The organism is Alloalcanivorax xenomutans (assembly GCF_032810065.1).
Taxonomy (GTDB): domain Bacteria; phylum Pseudomonadota; class Gammaproteobacteria; order Pseudomonadales; family Alcanivoracaceae; genus Alloalcanivorax; species Alloalcanivorax xenomutans.
Map to the genome: position 1 here is coordinate 4296660 of NZ_CP136538.1, position 25347 is coordinate 4322006.

27 protein-coding genes are annotated in these 25347 nt (G+C 62.8%); 6 read left to right on the forward strand and 21 right to left on the reverse strand.

Features of this window, described 5'->3' with window-relative positions:
- Nucleotides 1-24: 24 nt before the first annotated feature.
- The 9 genes from nfi to RYH70_RS19875 form a co-directional block, all read right to left on the reverse strand.
- Nucleotides 25-708, reverse strand: coding sequence for a deoxyribonuclease V (gene nfi / locus RYH70_RS19835; RefSeq protein WP_055100376.1), 684 nt, complete (start codon nucleotides 706-708; stop codon nucleotides 25-27).
- A 79-nt stretch (nucleotides 709-787) separates the two neighbouring features.
- On the reverse strand, nucleotides 788-2344 hold the full coding sequence (locus RYH70_RS19840; protein ID WP_026948349.1) for a PepSY-associated TM helix domain-containing protein: 1557 nt from the start codon (nucleotides 2342-2344) through the stop codon (nucleotides 788-790).
- Nucleotides 2341-2598 (reverse strand): hypothetical protein, encoded by a 258-nt coding sequence (locus RYH70_RS19845; RefSeq protein WP_026948350.1) that lies wholly within the window; start codon nucleotides 2596-2598, stop codon nucleotides 2341-2343. The genes RYH70_RS19840 and RYH70_RS19845 overlap by 4 nt, the downstream gene beginning before the upstream one ends.
- Complete coding sequence (locus RYH70_RS19850) at nucleotides 2595-2873, reverse strand: hypothetical protein (RefSeq protein WP_022994723.1); 279 nt, start codon at nucleotides 2871-2873, stop codon at nucleotides 2595-2597. The genes RYH70_RS19845 and RYH70_RS19850 overlap by 4 nt, the downstream gene beginning before the upstream one ends.
- Nucleotides 2874-2971: 98 nt before the next feature.
- Nucleotides 2972-3520 carry a hypothetical protein gene (locus tag RYH70_RS19855; protein WP_022994722.1) on the reverse strand — a complete coding sequence of 183 codons (549 nt, stop codon included), beginning with the start codon at nucleotides 3518-3520 and terminating at the stop codon, nucleotides 2972-2974.
- A complete protein-coding gene (locus RYH70_RS19860) occupies nucleotides 3517-4113 on the reverse strand; it encodes a hypothetical protein (protein WP_022994721.1) in 597 nt (198 codons plus the stop codon). Before RYH70_RS19860 ends, RYH70_RS19855 begins: the two co-directional genes overlap by 4 nt.
- A 262-nt stretch (nucleotides 4114-4375) precedes the next feature.
- Nucleotides 4376-4684, reverse strand: coding sequence for a hypothetical protein (locus tag RYH70_RS19865; RefSeq protein WP_022994720.1), 309 nt, complete (start codon nucleotides 4682-4684; stop codon nucleotides 4376-4378).
- Between the two features lie 113 nt (nucleotides 4685-4797).
- The gene (locus RYH70_RS19870; RefSeq protein WP_063141193.1) at nucleotides 4798-5829 is read right to left on the reverse strand and encodes a DUF2955 domain-containing protein; all 1032 of its coding nucleotides are present in this window, start codon (nucleotides 5827-5829) and stop codon (nucleotides 4798-4800) included.
- 11 nt (nucleotides 5830-5840) lie between these two features.
- The gene (locus RYH70_RS19875) at nucleotides 5841-6914 is read right to left on the reverse strand and encodes an HlyD family secretion protein (protein ID WP_022994718.1); all 1074 of its coding nucleotides are present in this window, start codon (nucleotides 6912-6914) and stop codon (nucleotides 5841-5843) included.
- A 130-nt stretch (nucleotides 6915-7044) separates the two neighbouring features.
- On the opposite strand from RYH70_RS19875, the gene RYH70_RS19880 reads away from it, so the two are divergent.
- Complete coding sequence (locus tag RYH70_RS19880) at nucleotides 7045-8136, forward strand: alpha/beta fold hydrolase (RefSeq protein WP_022994717.1); 1092 nt, start codon at nucleotides 7045-7047, stop codon at nucleotides 8134-8136.
- Nucleotides 8133-8774 carry a class I SAM-dependent methyltransferase gene (locus RYH70_RS19885; protein WP_317009566.1) on the forward strand — a complete coding sequence of 214 codons (642 nt, stop codon included), beginning with the start codon at nucleotides 8133-8135 and terminating at the stop codon, nucleotides 8772-8774. The genes RYH70_RS19880 and RYH70_RS19885 overlap by 4 nt, the downstream gene beginning before the upstream one ends.
- A gap of 32 nt (nucleotides 8775-8806) precedes the next feature.
- On the opposite strand, the gene RYH70_RS19890 is transcribed toward RYH70_RS19885, so the two are convergent.
- The 7 genes from RYH70_RS19890 to RYH70_RS19920 form a co-directional block, all read right to left on the reverse strand.
- Entirely contained in the window at nucleotides 8807-9403 is a 597-nt protein-coding gene (locus RYH70_RS19890) for a YceI family protein (protein ID WP_063141197.1), read from the reverse strand.
- 17 nt (nucleotides 9404-9420) lie between these two features.
- Complete coding sequence (locus tag RYH70_RS19895; RefSeq protein ID WP_022994714.1) at nucleotides 9421-9993, reverse strand: cytochrome b; 573 nt, start codon at nucleotides 9991-9993, stop codon at nucleotides 9421-9423.
- A gap of 390 nt (nucleotides 9994-10383) precedes the next feature.
- Entirely contained in the window at nucleotides 10384-10980 is a 597-nt protein-coding gene (locus tag RYH70_RS19900; protein ID WP_022994712.1) for a GNAT family N-acetyltransferase, read from the reverse strand.
- 169 nt (nucleotides 10981-11149) lie between these two features.
- Entirely contained in the window at nucleotides 11150-11956 is an 807-nt protein-coding gene (locus RYH70_RS19905) for an SDR family NAD(P)-dependent oxidoreductase (RefSeq protein ID WP_233917302.1), read from the reverse strand.
- A complete protein-coding gene (locus RYH70_RS19910; RefSeq protein WP_022994710.1) occupies nucleotides 11953-12888 on the reverse strand; it encodes an SDR family oxidoreductase in 936 nt (311 codons plus the stop codon). Before RYH70_RS19910 ends, RYH70_RS19905 begins: the two co-directional genes overlap by 4 nt.
- The gene (locus tag RYH70_RS19915; protein WP_022994709.1) at nucleotides 12885-13802 is read right to left on the reverse strand and encodes a bile acid:sodium symporter family protein; all 918 of its coding nucleotides are present in this window, start codon (nucleotides 13800-13802) and stop codon (nucleotides 12885-12887) included. The genes RYH70_RS19910 and RYH70_RS19915 overlap by 4 nt, the downstream gene beginning before the upstream one ends.
- Nucleotides 13803-13817: 15 nt before the next feature.
- Entirely contained in the window at nucleotides 13818-15098 is a 1281-nt protein-coding gene (locus RYH70_RS19920; protein ID WP_055100370.1) for a flavin-containing monooxygenase, read from the reverse strand.
- Between the two features lie 101 nt (nucleotides 15099-15199).
- Here RYH70_RS19920 and RYH70_RS19925 point away from each other — a divergent pair, with 101 nt between their 5' ends.
- Nucleotides 15200-16174 carry an AraC family transcriptional regulator gene (locus tag RYH70_RS19925; RefSeq protein WP_022994707.1) on the forward strand — a complete coding sequence of 325 codons (975 nt, stop codon included), beginning with the start codon at nucleotides 15200-15202 and terminating at the stop codon, nucleotides 16172-16174.
- On the opposite strand, the gene RYH70_RS19930 is transcribed toward RYH70_RS19925, so the two are convergent.
- The 5 genes from RYH70_RS19930 to RYH70_RS19950 all read right to left on the reverse strand — a co-directional run bounded on the left by RYH70_RS19930 (nucleotide 16171) and on the right by RYH70_RS19950 (nucleotide 20462).
- On the reverse strand, nucleotides 16171-17442 hold the full coding sequence (locus RYH70_RS19930; RefSeq protein WP_026948359.1) for an O-acetylhomoserine aminocarboxypropyltransferase/cysteine synthase family protein: 1272 nt from the start codon (nucleotides 17440-17442) through the stop codon (nucleotides 16171-16173). The genes RYH70_RS19925 and RYH70_RS19930 overlap by 4 nt on opposite strands.
- A gap of 52 nt (nucleotides 17443-17494) precedes the next feature.
- Nucleotides 17495-18364, reverse strand: a complete 870-nt coding sequence (locus RYH70_RS19935) for a crotonase/enoyl-CoA hydratase family protein (protein WP_022994705.1) — start codon at nucleotides 18362-18364, stop codon at nucleotides 17495-17497.
- Nucleotides 18365-18426: 62 nt separating this feature from the next.
- Entirely contained in the window at nucleotides 18427-19113 is a 687-nt protein-coding gene (locus RYH70_RS19940) for a helix-turn-helix domain-containing protein (RefSeq protein WP_022994704.1), read from the reverse strand.
- Between the two features lie 62 nt (nucleotides 19114-19175).
- Entirely contained in the window at nucleotides 19176-19676 is a 501-nt protein-coding gene (locus RYH70_RS19945; protein WP_022994703.1) for an Mpo1 family 2-hydroxy fatty acid dioxygenase, read from the reverse strand.
- A gap of 381 nt (nucleotides 19677-20057) precedes the next feature.
- On the reverse strand, nucleotides 20058-20462 hold the full coding sequence (locus RYH70_RS19950; protein WP_022994702.1) for a CBS domain-containing protein: 405 nt from the start codon (nucleotides 20460-20462) through the stop codon (nucleotides 20058-20060).
- Between the two features lie 243 nt (nucleotides 20463-20705).
- On the opposite strand from RYH70_RS19950, the gene RYH70_RS19955 reads away from it, so the two are divergent.
- The 3 genes from RYH70_RS19955 to RYH70_RS19965 all read left to right on the forward strand — a co-directional run bounded on the left by RYH70_RS19955 (nucleotide 20706) and on the right by RYH70_RS19965 (nucleotide 25297).
- Nucleotides 20706-23405, forward strand: coding sequence for an AAA family ATPase (locus RYH70_RS19955; RefSeq protein ID WP_055100366.1), 2700 nt, complete (start codon nucleotides 20706-20708; stop codon nucleotides 23403-23405).
- A complete protein-coding gene (locus RYH70_RS19960) occupies nucleotides 23398-24216 on the forward strand; it encodes a mechanosensitive ion channel family protein (protein ID WP_317009567.1) in 819 nt (272 codons plus the stop codon). The genes RYH70_RS19955 and RYH70_RS19960 overlap by 8 nt, the downstream gene beginning before the upstream one ends.
- A gap of 88 nt (nucleotides 24217-24304) precedes the next feature.
- Nucleotides 24305-25297 (forward strand): helix-turn-helix transcriptional regulator, encoded by a 993-nt coding sequence (locus tag RYH70_RS19965; protein WP_317009568.1) that lies wholly within the window; start codon nucleotides 24305-24307, stop codon nucleotides 25295-25297.
- Nucleotides 25298-25347: the final 50 nt, after the last annotated feature.

Genomic DNA, 25347 nt, shown 5'->3' on the forward strand with positions numbered 1-25347 from the left:
AAAGTGGCAGATTAGCAGGCCGGGCTATTTCAGGCGATCCAGCCAGCGTTGGCCGCGATTGGAGGCCAGCCCATCGGCCCAGCGGGTGGTTTCCGGCAGACGGTAGCGGGTGATACAGGCCATCACCCACTCCAGCGCGGTGGCCAGGGAAAGACGATGGCCCGGCGAGATGAACAACGGTTTCACCCCTTGCCGGGTTCGCAGTACCGCGCCGATCACCTCATCGCCATCACGTAGAGGCACCCAGGCACCGCGCCGGTCCGGCACCGGGTCATGAGTACCGACCAGCCGGCTTTTCGCCACGCCGATACTGGGCAGGCCGGTCAGCACACCAAGGTGGGAGGCCACCCCCAGACGACGCGGGTGGGCGATACCCTGACCGTCACACAGTAAAAGATCCGGTGTGACCTTCAGCGACGCCAGCGCCCGCAGGACCACGGGGCATTCGCGGAAGGACAACAAACCGGGCACATAAGGGAAAGAAACCGGCAGGCGCGCCAGGGCATGGTCCACTGGCTCCAGGGTAGCGGCGTCCAGTACCACCACCGCGGCACGGGCGGTGTGCTTGTTCTCGAAACCCACATCCACGCCGGCCACGGTACGCACCACGGGAAGCTGGTCCTCAGTGATCACGGCGGTGGCGGTTTTCCGCTGCAAGGCGATGGCATCCCGGGGCGTCAAACCCGCCCACTCCTGTTCCAGACTCATCCGCTTTCGATCCTCGCTCGCCATCGACAGAGGAGGCAGGATGCGCCAGACCCGGCGATGATGCCAGAGCCGGTTTGTATCAGGAGCTGGCCAGCTCCGCCTCACTGGCCGGAGCCGGTGGGGCGGGCACCCAGAGCGGATGTGGCCCGGCCCGGCGCAAGCGCCGCACCCGCAGCCACTCCACCGCCGCCAGGCTGGCCGCCACCGCCCACAAGGCGGTGTTGACCAGATGGATGTGGGGCTCACGCCAGGAAGCGAACCCTTCCAGCCCGCCTTGTACCAAAGGAACCAGCAGGTACAGCGCGATACAGCCGCGCAGTCCCCACCGGCACATGGCCAGTGGCGCTGCCCGCAGGGCAAGCAGCAGGGTCAGCAGCAGCACCGCCAGGAAAGCTCCCTTTTCCGACCAGGCCACGGCACCGGCCCATGGTGAATGGCTGACCACCTTGTTGGCGAGACAACTCACCGCGAGCCCCGCCATCACGCCAAAAGTCACCCCCAGCGTTACCCGCAGCATGATGATGGCGGACCGGCTCGGCCCCTGGCGGTCGGTGCGCCGTTCGGCCCACATCACATTGCCGGAAAAGAACAACAGGCACCCCAACAGACCGAGAACGAAGTACAGGCTACGCACCAGCAATCCGCCATAGTCGCCGAAATGCAGGGAGTACACTGGTGACAAAGCGGCATGGTTGAACGGCCGGTTGCCGGGGCTGGTGACGGTCAGGGTGCGGGCGTCATCACCGGCCAGCACCACGTGGGCGTGATGGGCGATCCACCCGGGCACGGACCCGGCCACATCCACCACCGCATTACGGTCCCCGTACTGCTGGAGCTCGATCCAATCCACCCGCAAATCCGGCAACTCGGCACGGGCGGCGGCCACGTAGGCCTCCACGCCAGCCATCGCCACCGATTCACCACTGGCCCGCGGTGTTGGCCAGGCCTCGGTGGCGTCGGTGATGGCCCCCTGCAATTGCGGCCCGAACACGAGGGTGCCGGCCACCAGCGCCAGCAGCGCGAAACAGCCCATGGCCGCACCGGTAATGGCAAAGATGGCGTGGAACGGAAAGCTGATGACGCCGACCAGATTATGCAGGTTTTTCCAGTAACGCCGCAGGTTGCCTTGATGGCGCAGAGCAAAGAATTCCTTTTTCAGTTTTGGCCAGTGGATCACCAGCCCGCCAATCAGCGCTGCGCCATACAGCACCGAGATAATACCCATCAGATAAAGGCCGACCACTGGCAGCGCCAGTTTGTAATGCAGCTCATTGATGAACTCGGCCAGCTCCGAGCGCGGCTTTTTGACTCGTTCGCCGGCGGCATTGAAATCGCTGGCATGGTCGAATTGCCATTCCTGGTCGGCGTCCTGCCACAGGGCCACCGGGTCGTCCCCCGGCACCAGATACATCAGTTTGGCCGCCTCCGGCGTGACCGCCAGCACCTGGTCCAGCAATGCCTGGAGGTCGCCCTCACCGCCGTCGCTTTCGGCGACATAAGGCTCCTGCCAGTGATGCAGCTCCTCATGGAACATGTTCAGAGCGCCGGCGAAAAACGCCACGAACAGCGCCAGACCGGCCAGCATGCCCAGCCAACCGTGCAGATCAATGTGTTTGCGCAGGGTATCCGCTTTCATGCCGCCGCCCCATAGAGTCCGGTGGTTTGCAGCACTATCCAGGCGACGCCGTTGGCGGCCACCAGCCAGACCGCGGTGCGCCAGTGGCTGGCGGGCAGCGCGGCCAAGGTGATCAGTGCCGACCACAGGACCACGGACAGCAGCAAATACAGCACCAGCCACTGCCGCCAGTCCACCGGCAATATCGCCGCCAGCAGGCCGCACAGCATCAAAGCCAGCGGCAGCCCCAGCACGGTTCCAAGCAGCGCCCTCATGAGCGGGATCGCCCCTGAGCCCGGTAACCGTCCACCAGATGGCCCACTATCATCGGCAGCACCATGCCTCCCAGGGCAAACACCCACAAACCGGTAAACAGGCCCACACCGACGCCCCAGTGCGCGGCCCAGCCCGCCAGGCCACCGACGATCATCAATAACCCACCGAAGCGGGCCGCCGGTGGCAAAGGCAAAGCCAGCAGCCGCTGCTGCCGATCAGAGAAATAAAGCAAGGCGGCGCCCAGCAAGGTCACCACCACCAGAAGTAGCGTCATGAGGAAAGAGGCAACAAATTATGATAACGATTCGCATTTATAACCCCGCGGGCCGGACAGGGTCAAGGCGGGCGAGCCGCAAGCGGGACGGGTTCAGGCTACCCGGACAGCGAACGCATGATACGTTGGGCCGTGCTGATGGCTTGCGGGTCGAGACGGTTCCAATCCACCGAGTCCCGATCGGGCACCCACACATCGGTGAACGCGGCGGCATCCGCCACCGCCATCTCCGGCGACAGCAGCGGTACCCGCAACCATTGCCCGCTCAAGCCGCCGGCTTGAGACACTTCCCGAAGCCACTCAACGGGCCGCCGGTGCAGGCGTACGGATGAAAACACACAACCGTCGGTTTCCTCGGAGACCGCGCAGTCGAGCCGGGCATCCCGTTCACGGCTGACCTGATGCCGCCATAACGCCGAGCCACCGATGATCACCAGGGAGGGAAAGGCCAATCGCAAGGCGGTGGCCAGATGCTCGTCGGCCAGAACCTCACCAACCGCGCAACGGACAAACACCGGCCTCGGCGGCGCCACCTGCCGCACCCGGCCGCTCTCCAGCCAGCGCAATACCAGCGCCATCGCCTCTTCGTCGCTGCTGCCGCTTTGCTTGATGTCGGCCAGAGTAAATACCGGACCCGTTTCGATCATTGGCGCACCGTGAACACGGACTCTTCACGAAATCCCAGCCAGTGGCGGACGCGCAGCGCCGGACTGATCACCGAGCAAACCAGGGTAACGCCCGCGGGGTGCCGGGCCAGCAAAGCCCTCATGGAGGTCAACAGTTGAACGCGTTGCTCCATTTCGTCAATGACGGCAATACGGTTCGTCAACGGATGGCGGGACTGTGCCAGGCGCAGCGTCAGCAGCCGTCCCTGGTATTCCTCCTGCAGGGCGGCATACGCCCGCTCCACCACACTGAAGGCACTGAGACGTTGCACCCCTCTTGACCCCAGCCCGCTGCGACCGCTATTCGTCGCGCCCGGTTCAAGGGTGGTACGGCGGGCCCCATGGCTCAGCCAGCGCCACCACCAGGGCCGCCGGCGGGATTCACTCAGGTACAGCGCCCAGGCCCGCAACCGCCGAATGTCACGCCGCAGTTCCCTGGCGCGGGCATGCCGGTTGCGCACCATGGAACGGGACACCGCCAGATACTCCTGCAAGGCTTGCACACGCCCCTGAATCGCGCACAGGGCGAGGTCGACGGGGTAATCCCCGGCATCGATCTGTTCCTGGCATCCCATGGGTCCACCTCACACTGGGGAAAACGGAGCGCGGTTTCCCGGTCACTCACAATCACGGCAACCGGGTTGTAACTCTAGTCAGTTCGACCGGAGTCACCAAAGAGGGAAACAGTGCCGTTTGCGTGAATGGATGTAGCCGATTGTATCGGTTGGGCATGACACCCGCGGCGGCGGGAAAAGAAGATCGCCGACGGCGCGGGCGCCGCCGGAAAATCAACACGCCACCGGGGGAGCGGCGTGTTTTCAGACTGCAACGAAAAGATCAGTTTTGGTTTTCGCCGGTAACCGCGTCTTTAACGTTTTCACCGGTTTCCTTGGTTTTTTCCCAGGCATCCTCACCAGCCTGCTTGGTCTTATCCAGGGCTTCCTTACTGGCTTCCTTGGTATCCTGCCAGGTTTCGTCAGCGCTCTCGCCTGCTTTTTCCATAGGCCCTTCGTTGGTCATATCGTCCACGGCCTGATCCACTTTTTCACCCGCTTTCTCCATCGGGCCTTCCTGTTGATCACAGGCAGCCAGCCCCAGCAGGGCACCAAACAACACAACGACAAAACCTTTGCTGAACGTACGCATAATTGCTCCTTGCACGTATCCATGAACGTTGCAGCAAATCTAGGCTTTTCCCCGTTTTATGTCAGCTACATGTCCGGCGTTTTCCTGGGATTTTACGAATATCCATGATGATTTTACGAAACGGTATAACGGGTGGCAGGCAACAAATTGAGCATTTTATGGACTATATATATCACCGTCAGCGCCACCATCACCGCCACGGTAATGGAACTGAATCGGTATAGCGTCTGATAAATCGCGTCCTGCTGCGGTAATAAATACTGCCCAAAAATCACCGCGATGGTGGTCGCCCCGGCAAACCCCACGCCGCTGACGCCTTCCCTGACATGCCGCCGGGCAAAAAACATCAGCGCCACCCAGTAAAGCGGGCCGACCAGCAGCCAGTTTGAATACCAATCGTATAACAGCAGTTGAATCAGCAACGCGGCATTGCAACCCAGCAGCACGCCCACCGCCCGTGCACGACCGTACTGCAGCGCCCCGGCATAGGTCATCGGGAACAACATCAACAAGGTGGTGACCTGAGCGGACAGCGAATCGCGCAAGTCAAAAATCTGGAAGACCAGGAAACTGACGGTGGCGACCGTCGAACCCAGCAACACCTGGTGCCGCAACTGCTCCGGGCTCTTTTGCGGTGGCGAGGGCGGCGCGGCGGCCTGCTTCGGCGGAAACAGACCGCACAGTAGCCAGGCCACCGCCACCGTCAACAGTGAGGCCGCCACATTGGCCTTGGCCATGCCGCCGAAGTCCATGTCCGGATAGCTGGCGAAATGGAACAGCACGCTGGAGGAGACCAGGCCATTGGCGCCAAACAGGAAAAAGCGCCCGCTGGCCATGCAATAGAAACGAATGGCGAACAGCGACCAGGCCAGAGGGGTCATCAATAGCGGCTGGTCACCGAACATGCCGGCCAGCACATAGACCTCCACCACGTTGACCAGCGACGCCGCCACGAACTGCAGGCTGGCATGGGTGCTGAATCGCGGCACCATGCCCAGCAGCAGCACCGGGTAAACGCAGAAAAACAGGCCGGTACTCCACTGAGTCAGGTGGGCGAAGCCGAACCCGATCAGGGAACCCAGGCTGATACGCAGGCATTGCCGGAATTGATCCTGGGTCAGGCTGAGAGCGTCATGTGCCGCCATACCAGCCCCGCTCAGTACAGGTAGTGCAGCAGGGAGAGCATGCGGATCTGCAGCCAGCCGAAGCCGTGACTGAGCCACGCCAGTCCATCCCGTGGATAAAGCTGCACGGTGGTACGCGCGCCGACCCGCAACGGCAGATTTTCCTCACTGTCTTCCAGTACCAGCCGCACCCGTACCCTTTGCGCGTCACGCACCCAGCGGTCGGTATTTTCCACTTGAGCCAGTTGGCCGTCCGGCACGCCCTGGCCATCGCGAACCCCTTTGCCCATGGATTGCACCCGGGCCTCGAATACCCGTCCGGGCCAGGCATCGAAAACGATTTCGGCACGATCACCGGGGTGCACGTCCCGCAGGCTCTTTTCGCGGAAATCCGCCGCTACCCAGACCGGCGCATCGGCGATCAGGCTGACCAGAGGCTCACGGGCATTGGCGTAGGTCCCCGACTCCAGCTGCAGATTGTCCACCACCCCGGCCACCGGCGCGGTGATGCGGGTTCGCGACCAATCCAGGCGCGCCTTTTCCAGCTCGTTCATGGCCTGGGCCAGGGCCAGATTGTGTTCCTTGTCCTCGCCCAGACGGGTTTCCAGGCTGCGGATGGCGGCCCGGGCCGACTCCAGTTCGGACTCGGCGTTATCCACCGCCAGCTCACCCTGTTCCCATTCCTGGCGCGACACCGCCCCGCCCTCGAACAGGTTCTTCAGCCGCTGGCGCTGCCGTCGCGCCTCCTCCAGCGTCGCCCGGGCGCTGGTCTCACGGGCACGGGCACCGGCCAGGTCCGCCAATAATACGGCGTTATCCTGCCCAGCCTCCGCCACCCGTAGTTCCGCGCCATCCATGATCAGCCGGTAATCCTGCTCCGCCACGGTGAACAGCAGGTCCCCCTGATTCACGTGATCGCCGTTGGTCACCGCCACACCGGTCACCTCTCCGGCCACCTGCGGCGCCACCTGCACCACATAACGCTGCACTCTCGACAAAGTGGTCAAAGGCGCATGCAGGTCCATCCAGACCACATAAGTGAATACCAGGGCGAACACCACCAGGGCACGGCGCACCCAGCGGCTGAACTGCTGTTCAGGGGTCATCGAAGGCTCCGTTGGACAGGGAGGCCGCGCATTGTATAGCAATAGGGATGGCCATCGTGACCGTGCGGTCACACATGTGCGCTGGGAGCCCCGCGGCGCCCTTGCTATGCTTCCTGGCGGAGGACCAGGAATGAAGCGCATTGGACGGCAGCTGGGCGGCCTGACCCAGTTGATCACCGCCATGGGGAGTGAAATCACCCAGGTGGTACAAGACATGCACGGCGCCATCGCCAATCCGCTGGGCTGGCGCGGTGCCGACTATGTGCCGGCGCCGCGGATCTACGGGGCGGTGCGCCTAGGCCTGCGCCACGCCGGAGAAGTCGCCGCCCTTGGCGCCCTGGCCGCGGATCCCTATCGCCGGGTCAGTTATCTCGATCTGCAAAGTGTCCTCAATGGCATCTTCGGCCAGTTGCTCAGCGCCCAGCGCAGCCATTACGCCCTGCCCATGACGCTGCATCCGCCACGGCCGCAGCCGGAGCGCGACGCCCTGGTCTTGTATCTGCACGGCCTGTGCATGAATGAAAGCTGCTGGCAACACACCGCGCAGCAACGCTTCAACCGGCGTCTCGAAAGTGTCTTCAATGCGGATATCGCCTATCTGCGCTACAACACCGGCCGCCATATTTCCGACAACGGTGCCCGCCTGTCCCGGCTGCTTGAACACACGCCCCTGCCGCCACGGCTGATCCTGATCGGACACAGCATGGGCGGCCTGCTCGCCCGCAGCGCCGTGCACCATGCCCGCCAGCATGGCCACCGCTGGGTCGAACGGGTATCGCACCTGGCTTGCCTCGGTTCGCCCCATCAGGGGGCTCTGCTGGAGCAGGTGGGTAACCAGGCCAACCGGCTACTGGCGGTCACCCCCTATTCCCGCCCGCTGATGCGGCTGGGCAATTTGCGCTCCGACGGTATCCGCGATTTGCGCTTCGGCTATGTGGTCGAGGAACAGTGGCAAGGTTTGCCGGAAGACGCGCCCCGCCCACGCAGCAAAGTGCCGCTGGACGACCACATCCAGCATCTGTTTCTGGCCGGCACCCTGAGTGAACACCGTACTCCGGAGCCGCTGGGCGACTGGCTGGTGGGGGTCGACAGCGCTCTCGCCCGCCGCCTCTACCCGGACGCGCCACAACTGACCCGGGCTCTGTTCCACGGCATGGGCCACATGGCCATGCTCTCCGATGCCCGCACCTACCGTGCCCTGGGCGACTGGCTGGCACTGTGAAGGTAACCTGCCGCCTGTGCCGGGCCAGCGATACCCGGCTCTTCGCCAATGTGGAAGGCCGCGATTATTGGCGCTGCTCCCGTTGCCAACTGACTTTTCTGGATCAGGGCCAGTTGCCCGATCGGGATCAGGAGAAAGCCCAGTACGATCTGCACCAGAACGACCCTGGAGACGCCGGCTATCGCCGCTTTCTGGATCAGGTGGCGGCACCGCTGACCGAACAGCTGCCGGCTGGCGCCAACGGGCTGGATTACGGCTGCGGCCCCGGGCCGGCGTTGGCACACTTGATGCTCGAACGCGGTTTTGCCATGGCTCTGTATGACCCGCTATATCATCCTGAGGCGGACGTGCTGACACGGCAATATGACTTCGTCACTTGCACCGAGGTGATCGAGCATTTGCACTGGCCCCACCGTGAGTGGACCCGCTTTGCCCAATTGGTGCGCCCCGGCGGCTGGCTCGGCCTGATGACCCGCTGGCTCACCGACGACGCTCACTTTCCACGCTGGCACTACCGTCGTGATCCAACCCACGTTTGTTTCTGGAAACCGGAGACTTTCGCCTGGCTGGCGCGGCGGGACGGTTGGCGAGTGGTGTACGCGGAGAACCCGGCGGTGATCTTGCAGCGGTTGGATTGAAGCCGGACGCCTAAGCGTCCGGCCTCTGACGATTACTGCCGCACACCTTCCACGGAGATGATGATTTCCACCGTTTCCGAGGCCGGCCCCAGGTTTGTGGTGATGCCGAAGTCCGCCAGTTTCAAGGTGGTGGACGCCTCCAGCCCCATACGGTAGCCGCCCCAGGGATCATCGCCGTAGCCGATCAGTTTGGCATCCAGAGTGACCGGCTTGGTGACACCGTGCAGCGTGAAATCACCGGTGATCCGGGCGCTGTCATCGCCGGTTTTTTCGATCCCGGTGCTCTTGAAGGTGGCGGTCGGATACTTGCTCACGTCGAGGAAATCAGCACTGCGCAGATGCTTGTCACGCTCAGCGTGGTTACTGTCCAGACTGGCCGTTTGAATAGTGGCTTCCACGGTGCTGTTTTCCGGATTGTCGGCATCCACGGTGAAAGCGCCATCGAAATCGTTGAAGCGGCCATACAACCAGCTGTAACCCAGATGGGAAATCTTGAACATGATGAACTGGTGCTGCCCTTCGGTATCGAAGTGGTAGGTCCCAGCGGGCTTATCGGCGGCCAAAGCCGCGGAGCTCAGCATCAACGCCGACATCAAAGCCAGCACGGGAGCGGTGAACAGCTTGAACATGGGTCGTTCTCCTTGGATTAACGATGGGATGATGGCCGGCGGGGAGCCAGCCCGAAAATACGGCGCAAGGTATCGTCGCGATCGATGAAGTGGTGTTTGAGCGCCGCCAGCGCATGCAGCGCGGCCAGTACGATCACCGCCCAGGTCGCCCAGTAATGCACGGCTCCGGCAAGATCCTCGAGACCACTGCGGCGACCGGTCAATGACGGCATCGAGAACCAGTTGAACACCTGGATCGGCGCGCCATCGGCGGTACTGATCAGATAACCGCTGACCATCGCCACCAACAACAGCAAATACAGTGCCCAATGAGCCAGTCTGGCACCGGCTTTCTCCCAGGCGCGGTGTTGTTCGGGCGCCGCTGGCGGCGGCGACAGCACCCGCCAGATCAGCCGCACCAGCACCACCGCCAACAGCAGCAGTCCAATACTGCGATGCCAGTGCGGCGCGCTGCGATACCACGGGTGGTAATAATCCAGTTCCACCATGTACAGCCCAAGGCCGAACAAGGCGAACACCACCAAGGCCACCAGCCAATGCAACCCCACGGTGACGGCACCGTAACGCTGATCATCGTTGCGCCATTTCATTCTCGATCCCCGGGCCTCTTCACTTATTTCCAGTAGCCGAGCCGAAACGCGGACAGACACATCCCGCTTAACTGCCGGATATCTTGGCCCAGAAAATGGGCCGACAGGAATCCAATCAATGACGCATTTGCATCAGAAATTTAGATTGGTGTGACGTTGGCCCGCCGGAACCTGCCCGGCGAGAGCATTGACAGGAGAGAAATCACCCGGCCACCACCATGGCGATGAACAAGGCGATCAGGGCGAGGGAAATAATGATTGCCAGACGTTTGAGAGTTCCGGCTCCCCGGTTAGACCAATCCATAGCGGCTCCTCCGTTGCCACCAGGACTATAGACAGCCACGGGCCACGGGCGCGAGAAGGACGTCCTACACCTGGGAAGTTTTACATTTATTCCGGGGCATCACGCAACCAGAACTGCATGGTTTTCCGTGTTTCTTCCTGCTCTCCCAGATCGCGCCAGCAAAAGCCGGTGGTCAATCCCGCCGCCGGACGGTACCCGCGGCCGCGCCAGAACGATTCCAGGCCGGTGTATCCTCGCGGCTGGCGAGGGTCATCCGTGGCCCGAACCACGCTACAGAAGGCAGTGGTGGAGAAGCCGAAATCACTGGCGTACAACTCACGCAAATCGAAAAAGCGATGGCCGATCCCCTGGCCTCGATATTCAGGCAACAGCACCGACTCACCGAAATAATAGACCTGCTCCGGCGAGGGCCCCCGTTGCTGGAACGGCACCAGAAATTCCTCGTCCGCGTCTTCCAGCGGCAACGCCGACGCCACACCCACTACCCGGTTGTATTCCAGCGCCAACACGAACAGGCTGCGGTCGGACCTCGCATAGCGATCCAGATAACGGCGCTCATAGTCCGGATCCCCATCGTAGAGATAGGGGTAATCGCGAAACACCCGGATGCGTAATCCGGCCAACTCATCCAACCAGGGTTCCACGGCGATCCCGCTCACCGGACGAATTTCCACACTGGACATACTGCTGATCTCCTGACTGCTGCCGTCGATGCTAAGGCCTGTTCACCCTATTTGCATCCCGCCTGGCTGGAGGCAAAAAGGGCATCCAGCAGGCGGGATGCAAATAGGGTGAACAGGCCCTACACCAGAGCCGCTCCGGCCAGTGGCAACCCCCTGAACCGGCGGGCCGTCAGGAATTCAGTTCCTCGGCGAAGCGGCGTCGCATCAACCGATGGTAGAGATCAGGCGCCAGCCGCCACAGCAAACTGGCCATGAGAGTGAAGCGGTCCGGGAACAGGCGTTTTTCACCCCGCTCAAAGGCATCCATAACGCGCTCCGCCATCCACCCGGCGCTACGCACCCTGCCCACCGAGGAGCGGGCATGAGCGGCGGGTTTGCCGTCGAAACCCAGGGCATTGCTTTCGATCGGCGTGGCCAGGAAGCTGGGGTACACCATCAGCACACCGACGCCCTGATCCGCCACTTCGCCACGCAATACCTCGAAGAACTGCGCCAGCGCGGCCTTGGCGCTGCAATAACCGGCCCGCCCCAGCACCGGCATCCAGCCGGCCATGGAGCCAATATTGATCACGCAGCCACCACTGTCTCGCAGCAACGGCAGGCACCCCAGAGTCAGGGCTACCGGCGCCTCCCAGTCCACCGCCATGACCTGGCGAAAGACCCTCAGTTCGGTGCGCGCCGCCAACGAACGATGGGTAATGCCGGCGTTGTTGATCAGCACATCCAGGCGCCCCCGGGCCGCGATCCGCTCAATCAAACAATCTCGCTCCGGGCCGTCGGTGAGGTCCAGGGCAAAATGCGTCACCCGCGACGGATCCATGGCGGCCAGTTGCTCACTCTTGTTGGCGAGCGCCATGGCGTCGCGGTCCACCAGAATAAGCCGGTGGCCACGCTGGAAAGCCGCTTGGGCCAAAGCCCAGCCCAGGCCGGAGGCGGCGCCGGTAATCAACGTGGTGGTCGCGGTGTTATCGGTCATAGCTGCCCCCGGGCACGGGCCCGTTCAGCGAAAAAGCGGAACGTCTGCTCGGAGGTTTTTTGCGGGTAATAACCGAACTCCTCCTTCAAACGGCGATTGCCAAGCACCGGCCGGTAACGCAGAAAATTGATTTTCTCCGGCGCATGGACGGTAAGCCCCAGCCGGTGCCCCAACCACAGTACCGCGCGCAACACACCCGCGGGCAGGACCAACAGCGGCTTGTCCAATATCGAAGCCACTTGCCGCACCGTGAGAGCACCGTCGCCGGCCAGGTTGTAGATCCCTTCGGCGCCGGTTTCCACGCCGCGGGCAATGGCGCCCACCACGTCCTGATCCCAGACGAACACGAACGGCGAATCGGAACCGGCGATGGCGAGAATCCGCTTGCGCTCGAACAGGGCGGTGATCTGATTGCGGGTGCTTTCCCCTAGCACCGTACCCGGCCGCAGAATCAGTTGCCGTAAGTCCGGATGGCGATGGCGATAACCCGCCAGCATTTCTTCCACCAAACGTTTGTGATCGGAGTAAGCGAACTCCGGATTGCCGCGCAGCGGGTCCTGCTCATCCAGCCAGGCCGGATTGTCCGGATGGTAGCCGTAGGCGGCGCCGGAACTGGTGACGATAAGTTGGGTGACGCCGGCGATCAGACAGGCATCGAGCACATTGCGGGTGCCGTTGACATCGATGTCGTGGTCACGCGCTCGATTGCCGGAATCCTCCAGTACCGCCGCCAGGTGCACCACGGTATCGATGCGCCACTCCCGCATCAGCTCCGCCAGAGCCGGATCACGGATGTCGCCCTGCCGGCACTCGAATGGCAAATCCGCCGGTACCCGCACATCCAGCCCCAGCACGGTGTGCCCGGCGGCCAGCCGCTCGCCAAGCAGGCGGCCGATGTAACCGCCGGCTCCAGTGATCAGCACCCGGCTCATGATGCCTCCCACCCGGATCGCGCGGGTTCGGTACCACGCGACCAGATCAACGCCAGAATCAAGCCGCTGACCAGGTGCCATACTCCCCAGAAACCGGCGATCAGAATCATGCCCGCCGCCTGCGGGAAGAACGTGAACAGGATCGCCAGCCCCAGCCCGGAGTTCTGAATACCCACTTCCAAGGTCACCGCCCGCCGGTCGGCCCGATCGAGCCGCATCATCATGCCGGCGCAGGCCCCCAACGCCAGTGCCAGGGCATTCTGCCCAATCACCAGAGCGACAATGCGGTGGGCGTTTTGCAGGAACACATCCAGGTTCTTGGCGAAAGCCAGACCGACAAAGGCCAGTAACACCAGCAAGGTGAACACACGCATGGGTTTCTGCGCCCTGACCGCGAAGCGTGGAAAATGGCGGCCGGTCAGCATACCCAGCAGCAGCGGTACCGCCAGGACCAGAACCACCAGCATCAGGATGTTCCAGGGGTTCAAGGCGATCTCGGTGACCAGATCACGGGTGTGGGGATTGAGCCAGCCATAAAAGGCGAAATTGAGCGGTGTGAGTATCGTGGCCGCCAGGCTGGACACCGCGGTCATGCTCACCGACACCGCCACATTGGCCCGCGCCAGCCAGGTCATGATGTTGGAAAAGGTGCCCCCCGGACAGGACGCCACCAGAATCATGCCCAACGCCAGCCCCGGTTCCACATCCAGCACCCAGGTCACCACGCAGGTCAAGGCCGGCAACAAAAGGAACTGCGCCAGCAGCCCCGCCGCTGGCGCCTGGGGCATGCGCAGCACACGGCGAAAATCCTCCACGCGCAGGGAAAGAGACACACCGAACATCATCAACGCGAGAATCACGTTGAGCACGATCAGATTGCCGGTGCTGAAATCAATCGGGGAATCAGGGCCCATGAAACGGTCTCCCGGTTATTGCAGCGCCTGGCGCCGTTTGGCCAGCTCGGCCCGATAACTGTCCTTGTGCACGTAATACGCCATGCGCGACAGCTTCAGATAGTGATAACCGCCATCTAGGCTCTGCCCGGCGCGCTCGCGCTTCAAGCGGGCCAGCTCCCGCGCCGCCGGATGCCCCTCGGCGCGACGCTTCAAATACAGCGCCACCAGCTCCGCCTGCTCGTTGCGCCCCTCCCAACCCAGGCCGGCGGCCTCGATCATGCCCATCATGAACAGGTTGTCGTAGTGTGGATGGAACAGGTTCAGATAAAGGCTCGGCGCGGCGCCACGCCAGTTGAGGAGCGCGCTGTCGATGAACGGATAATCCAGCTTGTAGCCGGTGGCCAGAAGAATCAGGTCGTATTCGGCCTGGGCCCCGTCCGTGAACGTGACGGTGCGGCCGTGCATGCCGGCGATGTCGGAACGCGGCGTGATATCGCCATGGCCCAGGTGATGAAGCACCAGGGAGTTGACCACCGGATGGGCTTCGTACAGGCGATAATCCGGGTCCGGCAGGCCGTAGTCGCTGGGCCGGCCGATGATCATGCGAATCAGCCAGGCATCCAACCGCTGTTTGAGGCGGCGCGGCAATTTGAGCTTGCCGCCGATGGCGTCGGACGGCCGACCGCCAATGAATTTGGGCAGGAAGTAATAGCCCCGGCGCACCGACAGATCCACGCGTTTCGCTTGGTGTACCGCATCCACCGCCATGTCGCAGGCGGAATTGCCACAGCCGACGATCAACACGCGTTTGTCCTTGAACAGCACAGGATCGCGGTAATCGCATGCGTGCAGCAGTTCACCTTCGAATTGCCCGGGCAGCGTCGGCCGGTTAGGGGTGTGCAAGGTGCCACTGGCGATCAGTACACCATCGAAGTAGCGGCTGTCTTGGTTGCCGTCTTTTTCCGCCGTCACCCGCCAACCCTCGCCCTCCGGCGTCACCGAGACCACCCGGGTACCGAACCGGTAGTGCCGATACAAGTCGAAGTGGCGGGCGTAATCCTGGAAATACTGCTTCAGTTCGGCGTGGTGAGGATAGGTGGCCACCCGCTCATCCATGGGGAATTCGCGGAACTCCGTCATCCGCTTGGAGGAAATCAGGTGGGCGGTCTCGTACATGGTGCTGTGCGGGTTGTCGATGTCCCACAAACCACCCACGTCGTTGTTCAATTCATAGCCGACGAAGGGCAAACCCTGTTTACTGAGGTTTCTGGCCGAGGCCAGGCCCATCGGTCCGGCACCGATCACTGCGTACATGAATACCTGTCCTTTTTGTTATTGTTTTCAGGCTAATCCTACCGAGGCGGCCGGGCATGGCTGATTCGCGACCCGGCCCCGGTTAATTCAGGACTTCGCTCATGAACCACAGTCCCACGGTGACGGTGCACTTCTCCCAAGCCATCCTGCAGGCGGCACAACGCCTGGGGCTGCGTCTGCCCGATGATCTGGTGGCGGAGATGGAAGCCCGGGAGCGGGTGGATCTGGACAGCCAGGACCGGCTCTGGGAAGCGTTCTGTCGGGCCGCCGCCGATCCACTGGTGGGCGTGGACCTGGGGCTGGCCCTGCAGGTGGGGCACCTGGATACCGCCGGCATGATCCTGATGAGTTGCGAAACCCTGGGCGAGGCGGTGGCGTCACTGCTCGACTACCACCCCATTGTCGGAGAGGGCGGCACCTTTCATTTTCAGGCGGTCACGGCCCACCGCTGCGAGCTGCGCTACCAGCCGCTTTACCATACTCGCCAGGCCACCCGGGTGGAGGCGGTGATGGCGAGCACGCTGAATCTGACCCGCTGGAGCACCGGCGATGCCTTCCGGCCGGCCTGTCTGACGGTGTGCCACGCTCCCCAGAGCGACCCCGCACGCTACCATGACAGGCTGGGGGTGCCGGTGCACTTCAACGCCGATCACAACGCTCTGGTATTCGACGCCGAGCAGCTGGGACTGCCGCTGATTCACGCCAACCCGGCCCTGTGCCGACATCTGCGCGGCCTCGCCGATGACGTGCTGGCGCGCCTGGAAAATCCGTCCCTGGGTGCCCGGGTCAGCGCTCTGATCCGCGATCATCCGCACTGGGGCAAGGAACGTATCGCCGGGCAACTGGGTATGAGCGGGCGCCATCTGATCCGCAAGCTGGCTGATGAAGGCACCGGCTTCAAGCTGTTGCGCGACACCCTGCTGCGGGAACGGGCGGAGCAGGCGCTGGCCGACGGCGAGCGCGCCGGCCGGATCGCCGAGGAATTGGGATTCTCCGACGAAAGCGCCTTCGTCAAGGCGTTCAAACGCTGGACCGGCAGCACGCCGGCCCGGTTCCGCGCGGAACGCGGTGACTAAACGGCGTCCAGGGCCTGCTCGATATCGGCGAGAATATCGTCCACGTGCTCGATACCAATGGACAGACGCACCAGATCGGCGCTCACGCCGGCGGTCTTCAGTTCGTCGTCATTAAGCTGCCGGTGCGTGGTGGTGGCGGGGTGGCAGGCCAGACTCTTGGCGTCACCGATATTCACCAGACGCTTGATCATTTGCAGCGCATCGATGAAGCGCGCGCCGGCTTCGCGGCCGCCTTTGATGCCAAAACTGAGAATCGCCGACGGCAAGCCGCCATCCATGTAACGCTTGGCCAGCTCCGCGTCACGGTCACCTTCCAGCCCGGCATAGTTCACCCATTCCACCTTGTCGTGGGCTTTCAGGTAACGGGCCACCTTGATGGCATTCTCGCAATGACGCTCCATGCGCAGATTCAGCGTCTCGATACCCTGCAGAATCAGGAAGGCGTTCATCGGCGACAGCGCCGCGCCCATGTTACGCAACGGCACCACCCGGGCGCGGGCGATAAACGCCGCCGGGCCCATGGCCTCGGTGTAAATCACCCCGTGGTAGCTGGGATCCGGCTCGTTGAACTGCGGGAAGCGGGCGTTGCCCTGCCAGGGGAAATTACCGGAATCGACGATGATCCCACCCACGGTGGTGCCATGACCGCCCATGTATTTGGTCAGGGAATGCACCACGATGTCCGCGCCATGCTCGAACGGCCGGCACAACGCCGGAGACGCCACGGTGTTGTCGACGATCAGCGGCACGCCGGCATCGTGGGCCACTTTGGCGAGCGCGGCCAGATCCACGATGTTACCCGCCGGGTTGCCGATGGATTCACAGAACACCGCCTTGGTGTTGTCATCGATGGCGGCGGCCATAGCCTGCACATCGCGGCCGTCCGCCATGCGTACTTCGATGCCCATGGTCGGCAGAGTGTGGGCGAACAGATTATAGGTACCGCCATAGAGCTGGCTGACGGAAACGATATTGTCGCCGGCACGGGCCAGGGTCTGCACCGCCGCGGTAATGGCGGCCATGCCGGAGGCCATGGCCAGAGCGCCGATGCCGCCTTCCAGCTGCGCCACACGCTCTTCCAGCACGCCATTGGTGGGGTTCATGATGCGCGAGTAAATATTGCCCGGCACTTTCAGATCAAACAGGTCGGCGCCATGCTGGGTGTTGTCGAAGTAATAGCTGGTGGTCTGGTAAATCGGCACCGCCACGGAATGGGTTTCCGGGTCGCCGGCGAAGCCGCCGTGAATCGCTATGGTTTCTCGTTTCATTGTTCTCTTCCCTAGTCCTTCAAACGGTTTAAAAAGGCAAGCGCCCTCGCGCTTACCGCAAAGGAGGTTCCGGCCAGAAATCGAACTGGGCTGGAACCGAATTCAGGTCGGTGTCGAACACCGGGTCGCGTTTTTCCAGGAAGGCCTTGAAGCCGTCCTTGCCGTCCCAGTATTCACTGGACCGGTAAATCAGACGCGACTCCACCGCGTGGGCCTGCATCGGATGATCGAAGTTAGGGTTGCGCCACAACATCTGTTTGGCCAGCGCCACCGATACCGGTGAACTCTTGGCGATCAGCTTGCGGGCCAGACCATAGGCCGCTTCAAGCACTTCGTCACGGGGGTGAACACTGCGGAACAAACCGGCGTTCAGACCTTCCTCGGCGAGGAAGATATCACCGCTGTAGACCCATTCGAACGCCTGTTGCATGCCCACCAGCCGGGGCAGGAACCAGGTAGAACAGGCTTCCGGAGTAATCCCCCGCTGGCTGAAGACGAAGCCGATCTTGGCGCCTTCCGCCACCACCCGAAAGTCCATCGGCAAGGTCATGGTGATGCCGACGCCGACGGCGGCGCCATTGATGGCGGCGATCACCGGCTTGCGGCATTCGAAAATGGCCAATGACACCTCACCACCGGAGTCGCGTATGACTTCCAGCGGCGGTTCTTCACTGTCGGCACGGTCATAACCAAACAGGTTGCCGCCGTCCTCCGGTTCCATCTCCATACCCGCGCAGAACACGCGGCCGGAACCGGTAACCACCACCGCTCGCACCCGGTTATCCTTGCTGGCCTCGCCGAAAGCGTGCACCAGCTCGTCCTTCATGCGCAGAGTAAAGGCATTGAGACGATCGGGACGATTCAAAGTCACGGTGAGGATGCCATCTTCCGCCAACGCGGTATGGATGTGTTGGTACTCCATAAGCTGCTCCTTGTTATTGAGCCGGCGCCAACAAACCGCCGGGACGGCCGCCAAAAAGGCCGTCAGAGACAATCCAGGTGCACTACCTGGACCGGAAAGGCTCTAGCATAACGGGAAGGCAGCGCGTCGAACATGGCGCGGAGGGTACGATTGAGGTGGGGTTGATCGTAGAAGCCGGCGGCGCCGGCCAATTCGGCGAAGCTCATGCCATCGCGCCATAGCCTCAGCGCGCGCTGGCATTTGAGATGCAGTTGGAAGCGTTTCAGCGACACACCGACCTGCTCACGGAACAGATGCCGGAAGCGGGATTCGGACAGCCCGGCCGCCGATGCCAGGCGGGCGCCGTCCAGATCTTCCCGGCGCAGGGCCTGGCAGGCCGCGGCGATACGCGGATCCAGCGGTGGCGCGGCGGCCCGCAGACGCTCACGCAAGGCTCTCACGGCCTCTACCCCGGACTGCTCCCTGAGACCCGCCAAGGCCTCCCGAAAGCCCGGCAGACGCGACTCCGGCAGGGCGCCGCCCGGCCCCTGTACCGGCAGGCCGCGCCAGGCGCCGTCATCGGGATCCAGATGCAGTACCGCCACCGGGCCAGGGCTTTCCAGGGCCTGTTCCACGTCCGGTGCCACCCAGACCAGCGGCGAACCCACCCAGTGCCCGGCGATCTGCACGCGCAGCGGCCCTTCCAGCCCCACCAGCAATGAGGCGGCCACATGGCGATGGGGACGATTACGCAGAGAGGAGGCCAGCATCAGCCAGCCTCCCTGCCAGATAAACAGCGGCGATAACGGCGTCACGGCACTCGCGCGGCCCGTCAGGAGGGGCGGCCGTGCCCCGGAGTGCGGCTCAGACCGAGTTTATGCATCAGCTCCAGACTGACGAAAATCGGCCCCACCAGCAGAAAGATCAGATCGTCGAAGAACGACGGCTTCTTGCCTTCCACTTTATGCCCCCAGGCTTGACCGGCCCAGGCCAGCACCCACACCAGCAGCGCCGTCCAGCCCAGTGGCAAACCGCTGCGATCGATGCCGGTGACCACCGCGATCGACACCGCCAGCCAGCCCAGCATCAACAACGATACGCCCATGGACAGGCGCAGGTAGAACGGCATGCACAACACCGCCAGTATCGAACCGCCGTTGACCCAATAGGCGGCGGCGCCCTCCAGGCCAAGCCAGCGGCCCACCGGAATCAACCAGAACAGGCCCAGTGTGGAAATGAAAATCAGCGGCACACAGACGATGTGCACCCACTGGTTCACCGGATTACGGTGGCTCTCACCGTAGTCGCTCAAAAAGGTATTTAAATCACGCATGACTTCCGCCTCCCTGTTGTTGTTATGCCGTGGCTGATGCCATGGTCGGCACGACTTTATCGATGACAGATTAGCCCGCGCCCGCCTCCGGGAATTGTATGGAATGGCTGCTTAGAGCCTGTTCACGATCTCTACACCACCGCGTTGCCGCTGGAAAAGCCGCCAGACGGCGTCGCGGACTGCAGGCTCTGGTGGCGCCAAAGGCAAAGGCCGGGGCGTCGTCTGGCGGCTTTTCCAGCGCAACCCGGAGGGCCGGGCCCCTTTTGTCGCCAGGCCGCGATTACGCTTGTTTATGTAGACTAACTACACCGCACAATCGGAATCACGGCCTGACAACAAAATGAACTCCGGCGCGGTGGTGTAGAGATCGTGAACAGGCTCTTAACCACCACGACGGCTGTCGCGCAGGGCCCGCAACACGTGACCGCGGGTCAGTAAACCGATCAGCCGGCGCTTCTCGTCCACCACCGGATAGATTTTCGGCTTCTGTTTGAGCATCAGCTCCGCCAGATCCACCAACGATTCCTCCACGTCCACGGTGAGCGGATCACCGTGCATCACCTGCTCCACACGCACCGCGCCTTCACTGTGATAGCTGGAAACCAGCAGTTGCCGCAGGCAATCCTGCTCCGACACGAAGCCGATGACACGGGTTTCGTTATCCACCACCGGCAAACCGGTGATGCGGTATTGCAGCAGCGTGTCCACCACCAGGGTGAGGTCCATATCGGCCGGGATGGACATGGGATGCTTGATCATCACGTCTTTCACCAACAGACCCGCCATAATGCTTCTCCCTACATCGCGATACTGCAAAAGCCTTCACAGGGCCCTTTCCCAACCCTTTTCGGGGTAGCCGCCATGGACGGTGGCCATAAAAATCGTCCTTGTTTCGACTATAGCACCCCGGCCAGCCGAGTGAAGCGCAAGAGCCGGTCTTAGGGCTCTTACGGATGACGCCCCTCCCCCGGCTCCCTACAATGGGTCGAACCCGTCGAAGGACAGGGCGGACAGGGACAAGGAGACACTATGGGGCTTCGCTGGTTTATGTCGATGGCCGGGCTGCTGCTGGCTTTCGCCGGCCAGGCCAACGCGGCCACCGAAACCACCTGCGCCCGGGAACAACGGCAGTTGGAGCAATGGGAACAGCAAACCGTCAGCATGGATCGGCAGGTGGAGCCCCTGCAGCGTTTGCTGGACGGAACGCCCATTGCTCCGGACACGTTGAATCAGGCGCTTGGCGCACCGGCGGACGCCGCCAACCGGCCTCCGCCCGGCCCCATCACGCCACCCTCGCTGAGCTGCGAACAATTGGAGGAGCGCCTCAATCAGGCGGTTACCGAACGCCGTGGCGTCCGCGCCCTGCTTGATGACCAACGCGACCAATGGTTTTCCCTGTCCCGTCAGGAACGCGCCGCCGCATTGGCGTTGCTTGAGGAATACCAGTCCCTGACGGCCCTGGAAACCGATCCGCTGGTCCCCTCCGGGCCATTGCGTGATCATCTCACCGCGCTGATCGCCCTGCTCCCGCCCTTGCGCAACCAACCGGCCAACGCGGCCCGCCAGATCGACGTTCTCTGGCCGCCGCCGGTGGCGGACATCCAGGCGGATATCCCCGCCCCGCAACGTCTGGCGCTATGGCGTCACCACTATGAAACCCGGCGGCAACAATTGGCGCTGCGCTCGGGGCTGTGGCAGCGCCAGGGCGTGCTGCGACTGTGGCTCAGCTACGCGCCGGCGGAGTGGCTCCCGCTGCTCGGCCTGGAGGCACGGATGACCGTCGACCGCCTCCATCAGGGTTTGGCGCAGACCTACCGGGAATGGACTCTGAACCGGGAGATACGCCATTACACCCCGCTGGTCAGCAATGCTCTGGCGGTGATACTCGGTCTCGCCATCCTGGCGCTGGTGATGAAACTGGGCCGGCGCGGCCGCCGTGCCCTGCTTCGCCTGCATGAGCGTCTGGTTTCCCGGGCTGGCCAGAAGCGCTGGCTGTGGAACGCCAGCCGGCTGCTCAGCGGCATCGCGCCCCTGGTGCCCTGGCTGCTGCTCTGGCTGGTGATCCATCTGCTGGCACCGTTGCTCGATTCCCCGTCCACCCAGGTGGTGCGCTGGCTGTTGCCACTGGCACGCCTGTATGTGCTGTTCGGTCTGCTGTGGTTATTCGGGGAATGGCTGGTGTTCCGGGTTTGCCAGAGCGCCCACAGCTATCTCAACGATGCCCAGATCACCGAGGCCAGCGCTCTGGCCCGCCGTCAGGCACTGTGGATGATGCTGCCGTGGGCGCTATGGTTCGCGGTGGACCGGCTGATTGGCCAATCTCTTATCGGTTTGCTCTGCACGGTGCTGGTGGGAGTGTGTCTTTATGTCGCCATCGGCCGGCTGCTGGCGTTCCGCCGTGACGATTATCTGCTGTGTTTACAGAATATTCTGCCATCGGTCCTGGATCCGGTGGCGGAGCGCCTGCTCAAGGGCCTGCGTTTTGGCTGGACCGCACCGGTGCTGTTACCGGTGGCGCTGGTGAATTTTCTGTTTCATTACCTGGACATGCTGCTCGGTGAACTGGATTGGTACCTGCGCCTCAAGGCGCGCTGGTTCCGGTTACGCACCAAAGGGGTCGGAGAGGATGAGGAGCCGGTTCGGGAAGACACCAGCGAGGCCGGAAAGGAATATCAAAAGTGGTTCGCCAATCAGTTGCCGGACGACCAGGAAACCCCGTTTATCGACACCGGCCTGCTCAATGCGATGATCAAGGCGGTGGAGCAATGGCATTCTGAAAGCGTGGAAGAAAACGCTTTGCTGGTGACCGGCGAAAAGGGCAGTGGTAAAAGCATGGCCATGCGCAAGCTGGTCAGCAAAATGGAAAAAGAACAACCGGACCTGCGCCTGGTGACGGTATCGGTGCCGCCGCGCACGGTGACACCGGAAGCGGTGACCTCGATGATCGCCGACGCTCTCGGCGAATCCCTGGACGAAGGCCCCGCCAGCCTGGTAAAGAACGACGAGCAGCGCCCGCCCACCCTGCTGATCCTGGACGAAACGCAAAACTGCTTCCTCGCCCGTATCGGCGGGCTGGAAGGCTGGCAGACCTTGCTCACGCTCACCAACGCCCGTCTGGATAACCTGTTCTGGCTGGTATTGATCAACAACCAGAGCTGGTCCTATCTCTCCAATGTGTTCGGCCGTGACTACCAGTTCCGCCGGGTCATCAAGGTGAAACGCTGGGATCAAAGCGAGATCCGCTCACTGATCCTGTCACGCCACCACCTCAGCAAGCAGAAGCTGCGCTACGATGATCTGCTGCTGTCCTCGCGGGGTCCGGAGGCCGGCAATATGCGCAATGCGGAACAGCGCTATTTCAGTTTGCTGTGGGACGCCTGTGGCGGCAACCCGATGGTCGCGCTGAAACTGTGGCTGACATCGATCAAGGTCACCCCCCGGCAGGTGCTGGTGGGCCTGCCGGCACAGCCTTCGTCGGCACTGGCCGCCGGCCAGTCCGGCGATTCCCTGATGTTCGTCTACGCCGCCATCGTCAGCCATGAGAATCTGTCCGGCGATGAAATCGTCGCTGTCACCGACCTCTCCGAGAATGTAGTGCGTTCCGCGCTCAAGGCAGGCCAGGACGCCGGGTTCATCTATAAGGGGGAAGACAGCCGCTACCGGGTGGTGCCGATGTGGTATCGCACCGTGATCAATCAACTGAACAGGAAGAATCTGCTCCATGAATGAGAACGGCGACATTGTCAGCGACCTGGCGGTGGTGATCGACCTGTTCAACGCCTACGCCATACTGCTGCTGATTCTCGGCGGGCTGTTTCTGTGGGCGCTCAATTGGGGGCTGAACCGGCTCGGCCATTCCCTGATGGAACGGTTGCCCAGCCGCCGCTTCCTGATTCTCCAGTTCATCACGCTGGTCAGCTTTCTGATTTACACGCTCGGTACCGGCGCCCTCATCCTCGGCGTTCTGAACCCGCCCAGGGAGTTCATTCTGGCCGCCGCCGGTTCCCTGGCGGTGGCGCTGGGTTTCGCTCTCAAGGATGTGGTGGCATCGCTGGTGGCCGGACTGCTGCTGTTGTTCGACCGGCCATTTCAAGTGGGCGACCGGGTGCAGTTCGGCGAGACCTACGGCGAGATCGTGGCCATAGGTTTGCGCGCGGTGCGGCTGCAGACCCTGGACGACAATCTGGTCACTATCCCCAACTCCCTGTTCATTACCGACGCCGTCGCCTCCGGCAATGCCGGCGCCCTGGATATGATGGTGGTGTCGGACTTTCATGTCGCCCTGGACGCGGATCTGGAGCAGATCGAAGCGCTGATTCGCGAAGTGGTGGTCACCAGCCGCTACGCTTATCTGAAAAAACCGGTGACCTTCGCCATCGAAGAAGTGGAAATCGGCAATGCCCTGGCGATCCGTTTCCGCACCAAGGCGTATGTCCTGGACGTGCGCTACGAGACCGCCTTCCGCAGCGACGTGGTGGTGCGCGTCACCACGTTGCTCAAGGAGCGCGGGATTCCCCGCCCGCGCATCCTGCGTGGCTGACGGTAAGGTGGTTGACGTGAATTGCACTTGCCGGTCAGCGGGACAAACCGACAATGGGAGCCAGTCTGTTCCCGGAACCGTCCCGACCATGCTCATCGATGCCACCATGTCCCGCCAGAACTTCCATCATGTGGTAGCGGCCCTGGATGCACGCGTGCCTGGCGGGAGGCTGGATCAGGCGCTCAACGAGTACCATTTGGAACGCTGTACCGAAGCGGAGCGGATCAATCATTGGCGTTGCGCCGATCTGACCGCCCGGCTTGCCGATCAGCAGGGCGATCCGGCACTGCTGGCCCGGGGGTTTCAGGCGCTGGAACAACAGCGCCGGCTGTTCCCCGGCCTGTCGCCGATCCCCGGCGACATTCTGGACCGGGTCAACCAGTACCAGCGCTACTTGTGCCTGCATTCGGAGCTCGGTGACTACCGTCTGCGGATCGGTACCGAGGAAAGCAGCCTGCAGTTGTTCCGGCGCCCTGGCTTCGAGGGCTACGACGGCCAGGCTCTGGCATTGCTGTATTCCACCTGCCGCCTGTTGGAACGCGGCAGCCCCTTGCGCATACGGCGCGTGACTCTGCGCGCCCATCATGGTGAGCGGGACCGCCGGGATCTGGAGGCGCTGCTGGGCGTACCGGTCAGTTGCGGGGAAGAGCAGGACGGCGTGGTCTTCAGCAACGCCCACCTGCTGCAACCTTCCGCCACGGCCGGCAGTCTCGACGCCCTTGGCCAGCGTGAGCGGCAACTGCGGCGCATGCAACCCGGCCTCGGCTGGAGCGACTCGGTGCGCGGCCTGCTGCCGACCGTGGTGGGGCTGCCGGGCAAGCCGCTGGCGCTGTGCGCCTCGCTACTGGCGGTGAGCGAACGCACCCTGCAACGGCGGGTGGAAGCGGAGGGGCAGGATTTCCGCTCCCTCCTCAGTGACAGCCGCCGGCAACTGGCGCTGACACTGATGCCCTGGCGCGATCTCACCACCGAGCAACTGGCGGTGCGGCTCGGTTACAGTCAGACAGCGCAGTTTTATCGCGCCTTCCGCGACTGGTTCGGTGAATCACCGGGCCGCAAACGCGTGGCCATGTACGGTTGAGTGATCCTGTTCACCCCGGGAGCCAATAAGGATTAAAACCATCGGGAGAA

Coding starts and splice junctions, on each gene's coding strand:
- RYH70_RS19905 (WP_233917302.1), bottom strand. CDS start 11,956: ATGACCGATAACACCGCGACCACCACGTTGATTACCGGCGCCGCCTCC.
- RYH70_RS19915 (WP_022994709.1), bottom strand. CDS start 13,802: ATGGGCCCTGATTCCCCGATTGATTTCAGCACCGGCAATCTGATCGTG.
- RYH70_RS19930 (WP_026948359.1), bottom strand. CDS start 17,442: ATGAAACGAGAAACCATAGCGATTCACGGCGGCTTCGCCGGCGACCCG.
- RYH70_RS19925 (WP_022994707.1), top strand. CDS start 15,200: ATGAACCACAGTCCCACGGTGACGGTGCACTTCTCCCAAGCCATCCTG.
- RYH70_RS19965 (WP_317009568.1), top strand. CDS start 24,305: ATGCTCATCGATGCCACCATGTCCCGCCAGAACTTCCATCATGTGGTA.
- RYH70_RS19955 (WP_055100366.1), top strand. CDS start 20,706: ATGGGGCTTCGCTGGTTTATGTCGATGGCCGGGCTGCTGCTGGCTTTC.
- RYH70_RS19940 (WP_022994704.1), bottom strand. CDS start 19,113: ATGCTGGCCTCCTCTCTGCGTAATCGTCCCCATCGCCATGTGGCCGCC.
- RYH70_RS19845 (WP_026948350.1), bottom strand. CDS start 2,598: ATGAGGGCGCTGCTTGGAACCGTGCTGGGGCTGCCGCTGGCTTTGATG.
- RYH70_RS19950 (WP_022994702.1), bottom strand. CDS start 20,462: ATGGCGGGTCTGTTGGTGAAAGACGTGATGATCAAGCATCCCATGTCC.
- RYH70_RS19850 (WP_022994723.1), bottom strand. CDS start 2,873: ATGACGCTACTTCTGGTGGTGGTGACCTTGCTGGGCGCCGCCTTGCTT.
- RYH70_RS19960 (WP_317009567.1), top strand. CDS start 23,398: ATGAATGAGAACGGCGACATTGTCAGCGACCTGGCGGTGGTGATCGAC.
- RYH70_RS19910 (WP_022994710.1), bottom strand. CDS start 12,888: ATGAGCCGGGTGCTGATCACTGGAGCCGGCGGTTACATCGGCCGCCTG.
- RYH70_RS19870 (WP_063141193.1), bottom strand. CDS start 5,829: ATGGCGGCACATGACGCTCTCAGCCTGACCCAGGATCAATTCCGGCAA.
- RYH70_RS19920 (WP_055100370.1), bottom strand. CDS start 15,098: ATGTACGCAGTGATCGGTGCCGGACCGATGGGCCTGGCCTCGGCCAGA.
- RYH70_RS19865 (WP_022994720.1), bottom strand. CDS start 4,684: ATGCGTACGTTCAGCAAAGGTTTTGTCGTTGTGTTGTTTGGTGCCCTG.
- RYH70_RS19880 (WP_022994717.1), top strand. CDS start 7,045: ATGAAGCGCATTGGACGGCAGCTGGGCGGCCTGACCCAGTTGATCACC.
- RYH70_RS19945 (WP_022994703.1), bottom strand. CDS start 19,676: ATGCGTGATTTAAATACCTTTTTGAGCGACTACGGTGAGAGCCACCGT.
- RYH70_RS19875 (WP_022994718.1), bottom strand. CDS start 6,914: ATGACCCCTGAACAGCAGTTCAGCCGCTGGGTGCGCCGTGCCCTGGTG.
- nfi (WP_055100376.1), bottom strand. CDS start 708: ATGAGTCTGGAACAGGAGTGGGCGGGTTTGACGCCCCGGGATGCCATC.
- RYH70_RS19890 (WP_063141197.1), bottom strand. CDS start 9,403: ATGTTCAAGCTGTTCACCGCTCCCGTGCTGGCTTTGATGTCGGCGTTG.
- RYH70_RS19855 (WP_022994722.1), bottom strand. CDS start 3,520: ATGATCGAAACGGGTCCGGTATTTACTCTGGCCGACATCAAGCAAAGC.
- RYH70_RS19900 (WP_022994712.1), bottom strand. CDS start 10,980: ATGTCCAGTGTGGAAATTCGTCCGGTGAGCGGGATCGCCGTGGAACCC.
- RYH70_RS19935 (WP_022994705.1), bottom strand. CDS start 18,364: ATGGAGTACCAACACATCCATACCGCGTTGGCGGAAGATGGCATCCTC.
- RYH70_RS19840 (WP_026948349.1), bottom strand. CDS start 2,344: ATGAAAGCGGATACCCTGCGCAAACACATTGATCTGCACGGTTGGCTG.
- RYH70_RS19895 (WP_022994714.1), bottom strand. CDS start 9,993: ATGAAATGGCGCAACGATGATCAGCGTTACGGTGCCGTCACCGTGGGG.
- RYH70_RS19860 (WP_022994721.1), bottom strand. CDS start 4,113: ATGGGATGCCAGGAACAGATCGATGCCGGGGATTACCCCGTCGACCTC.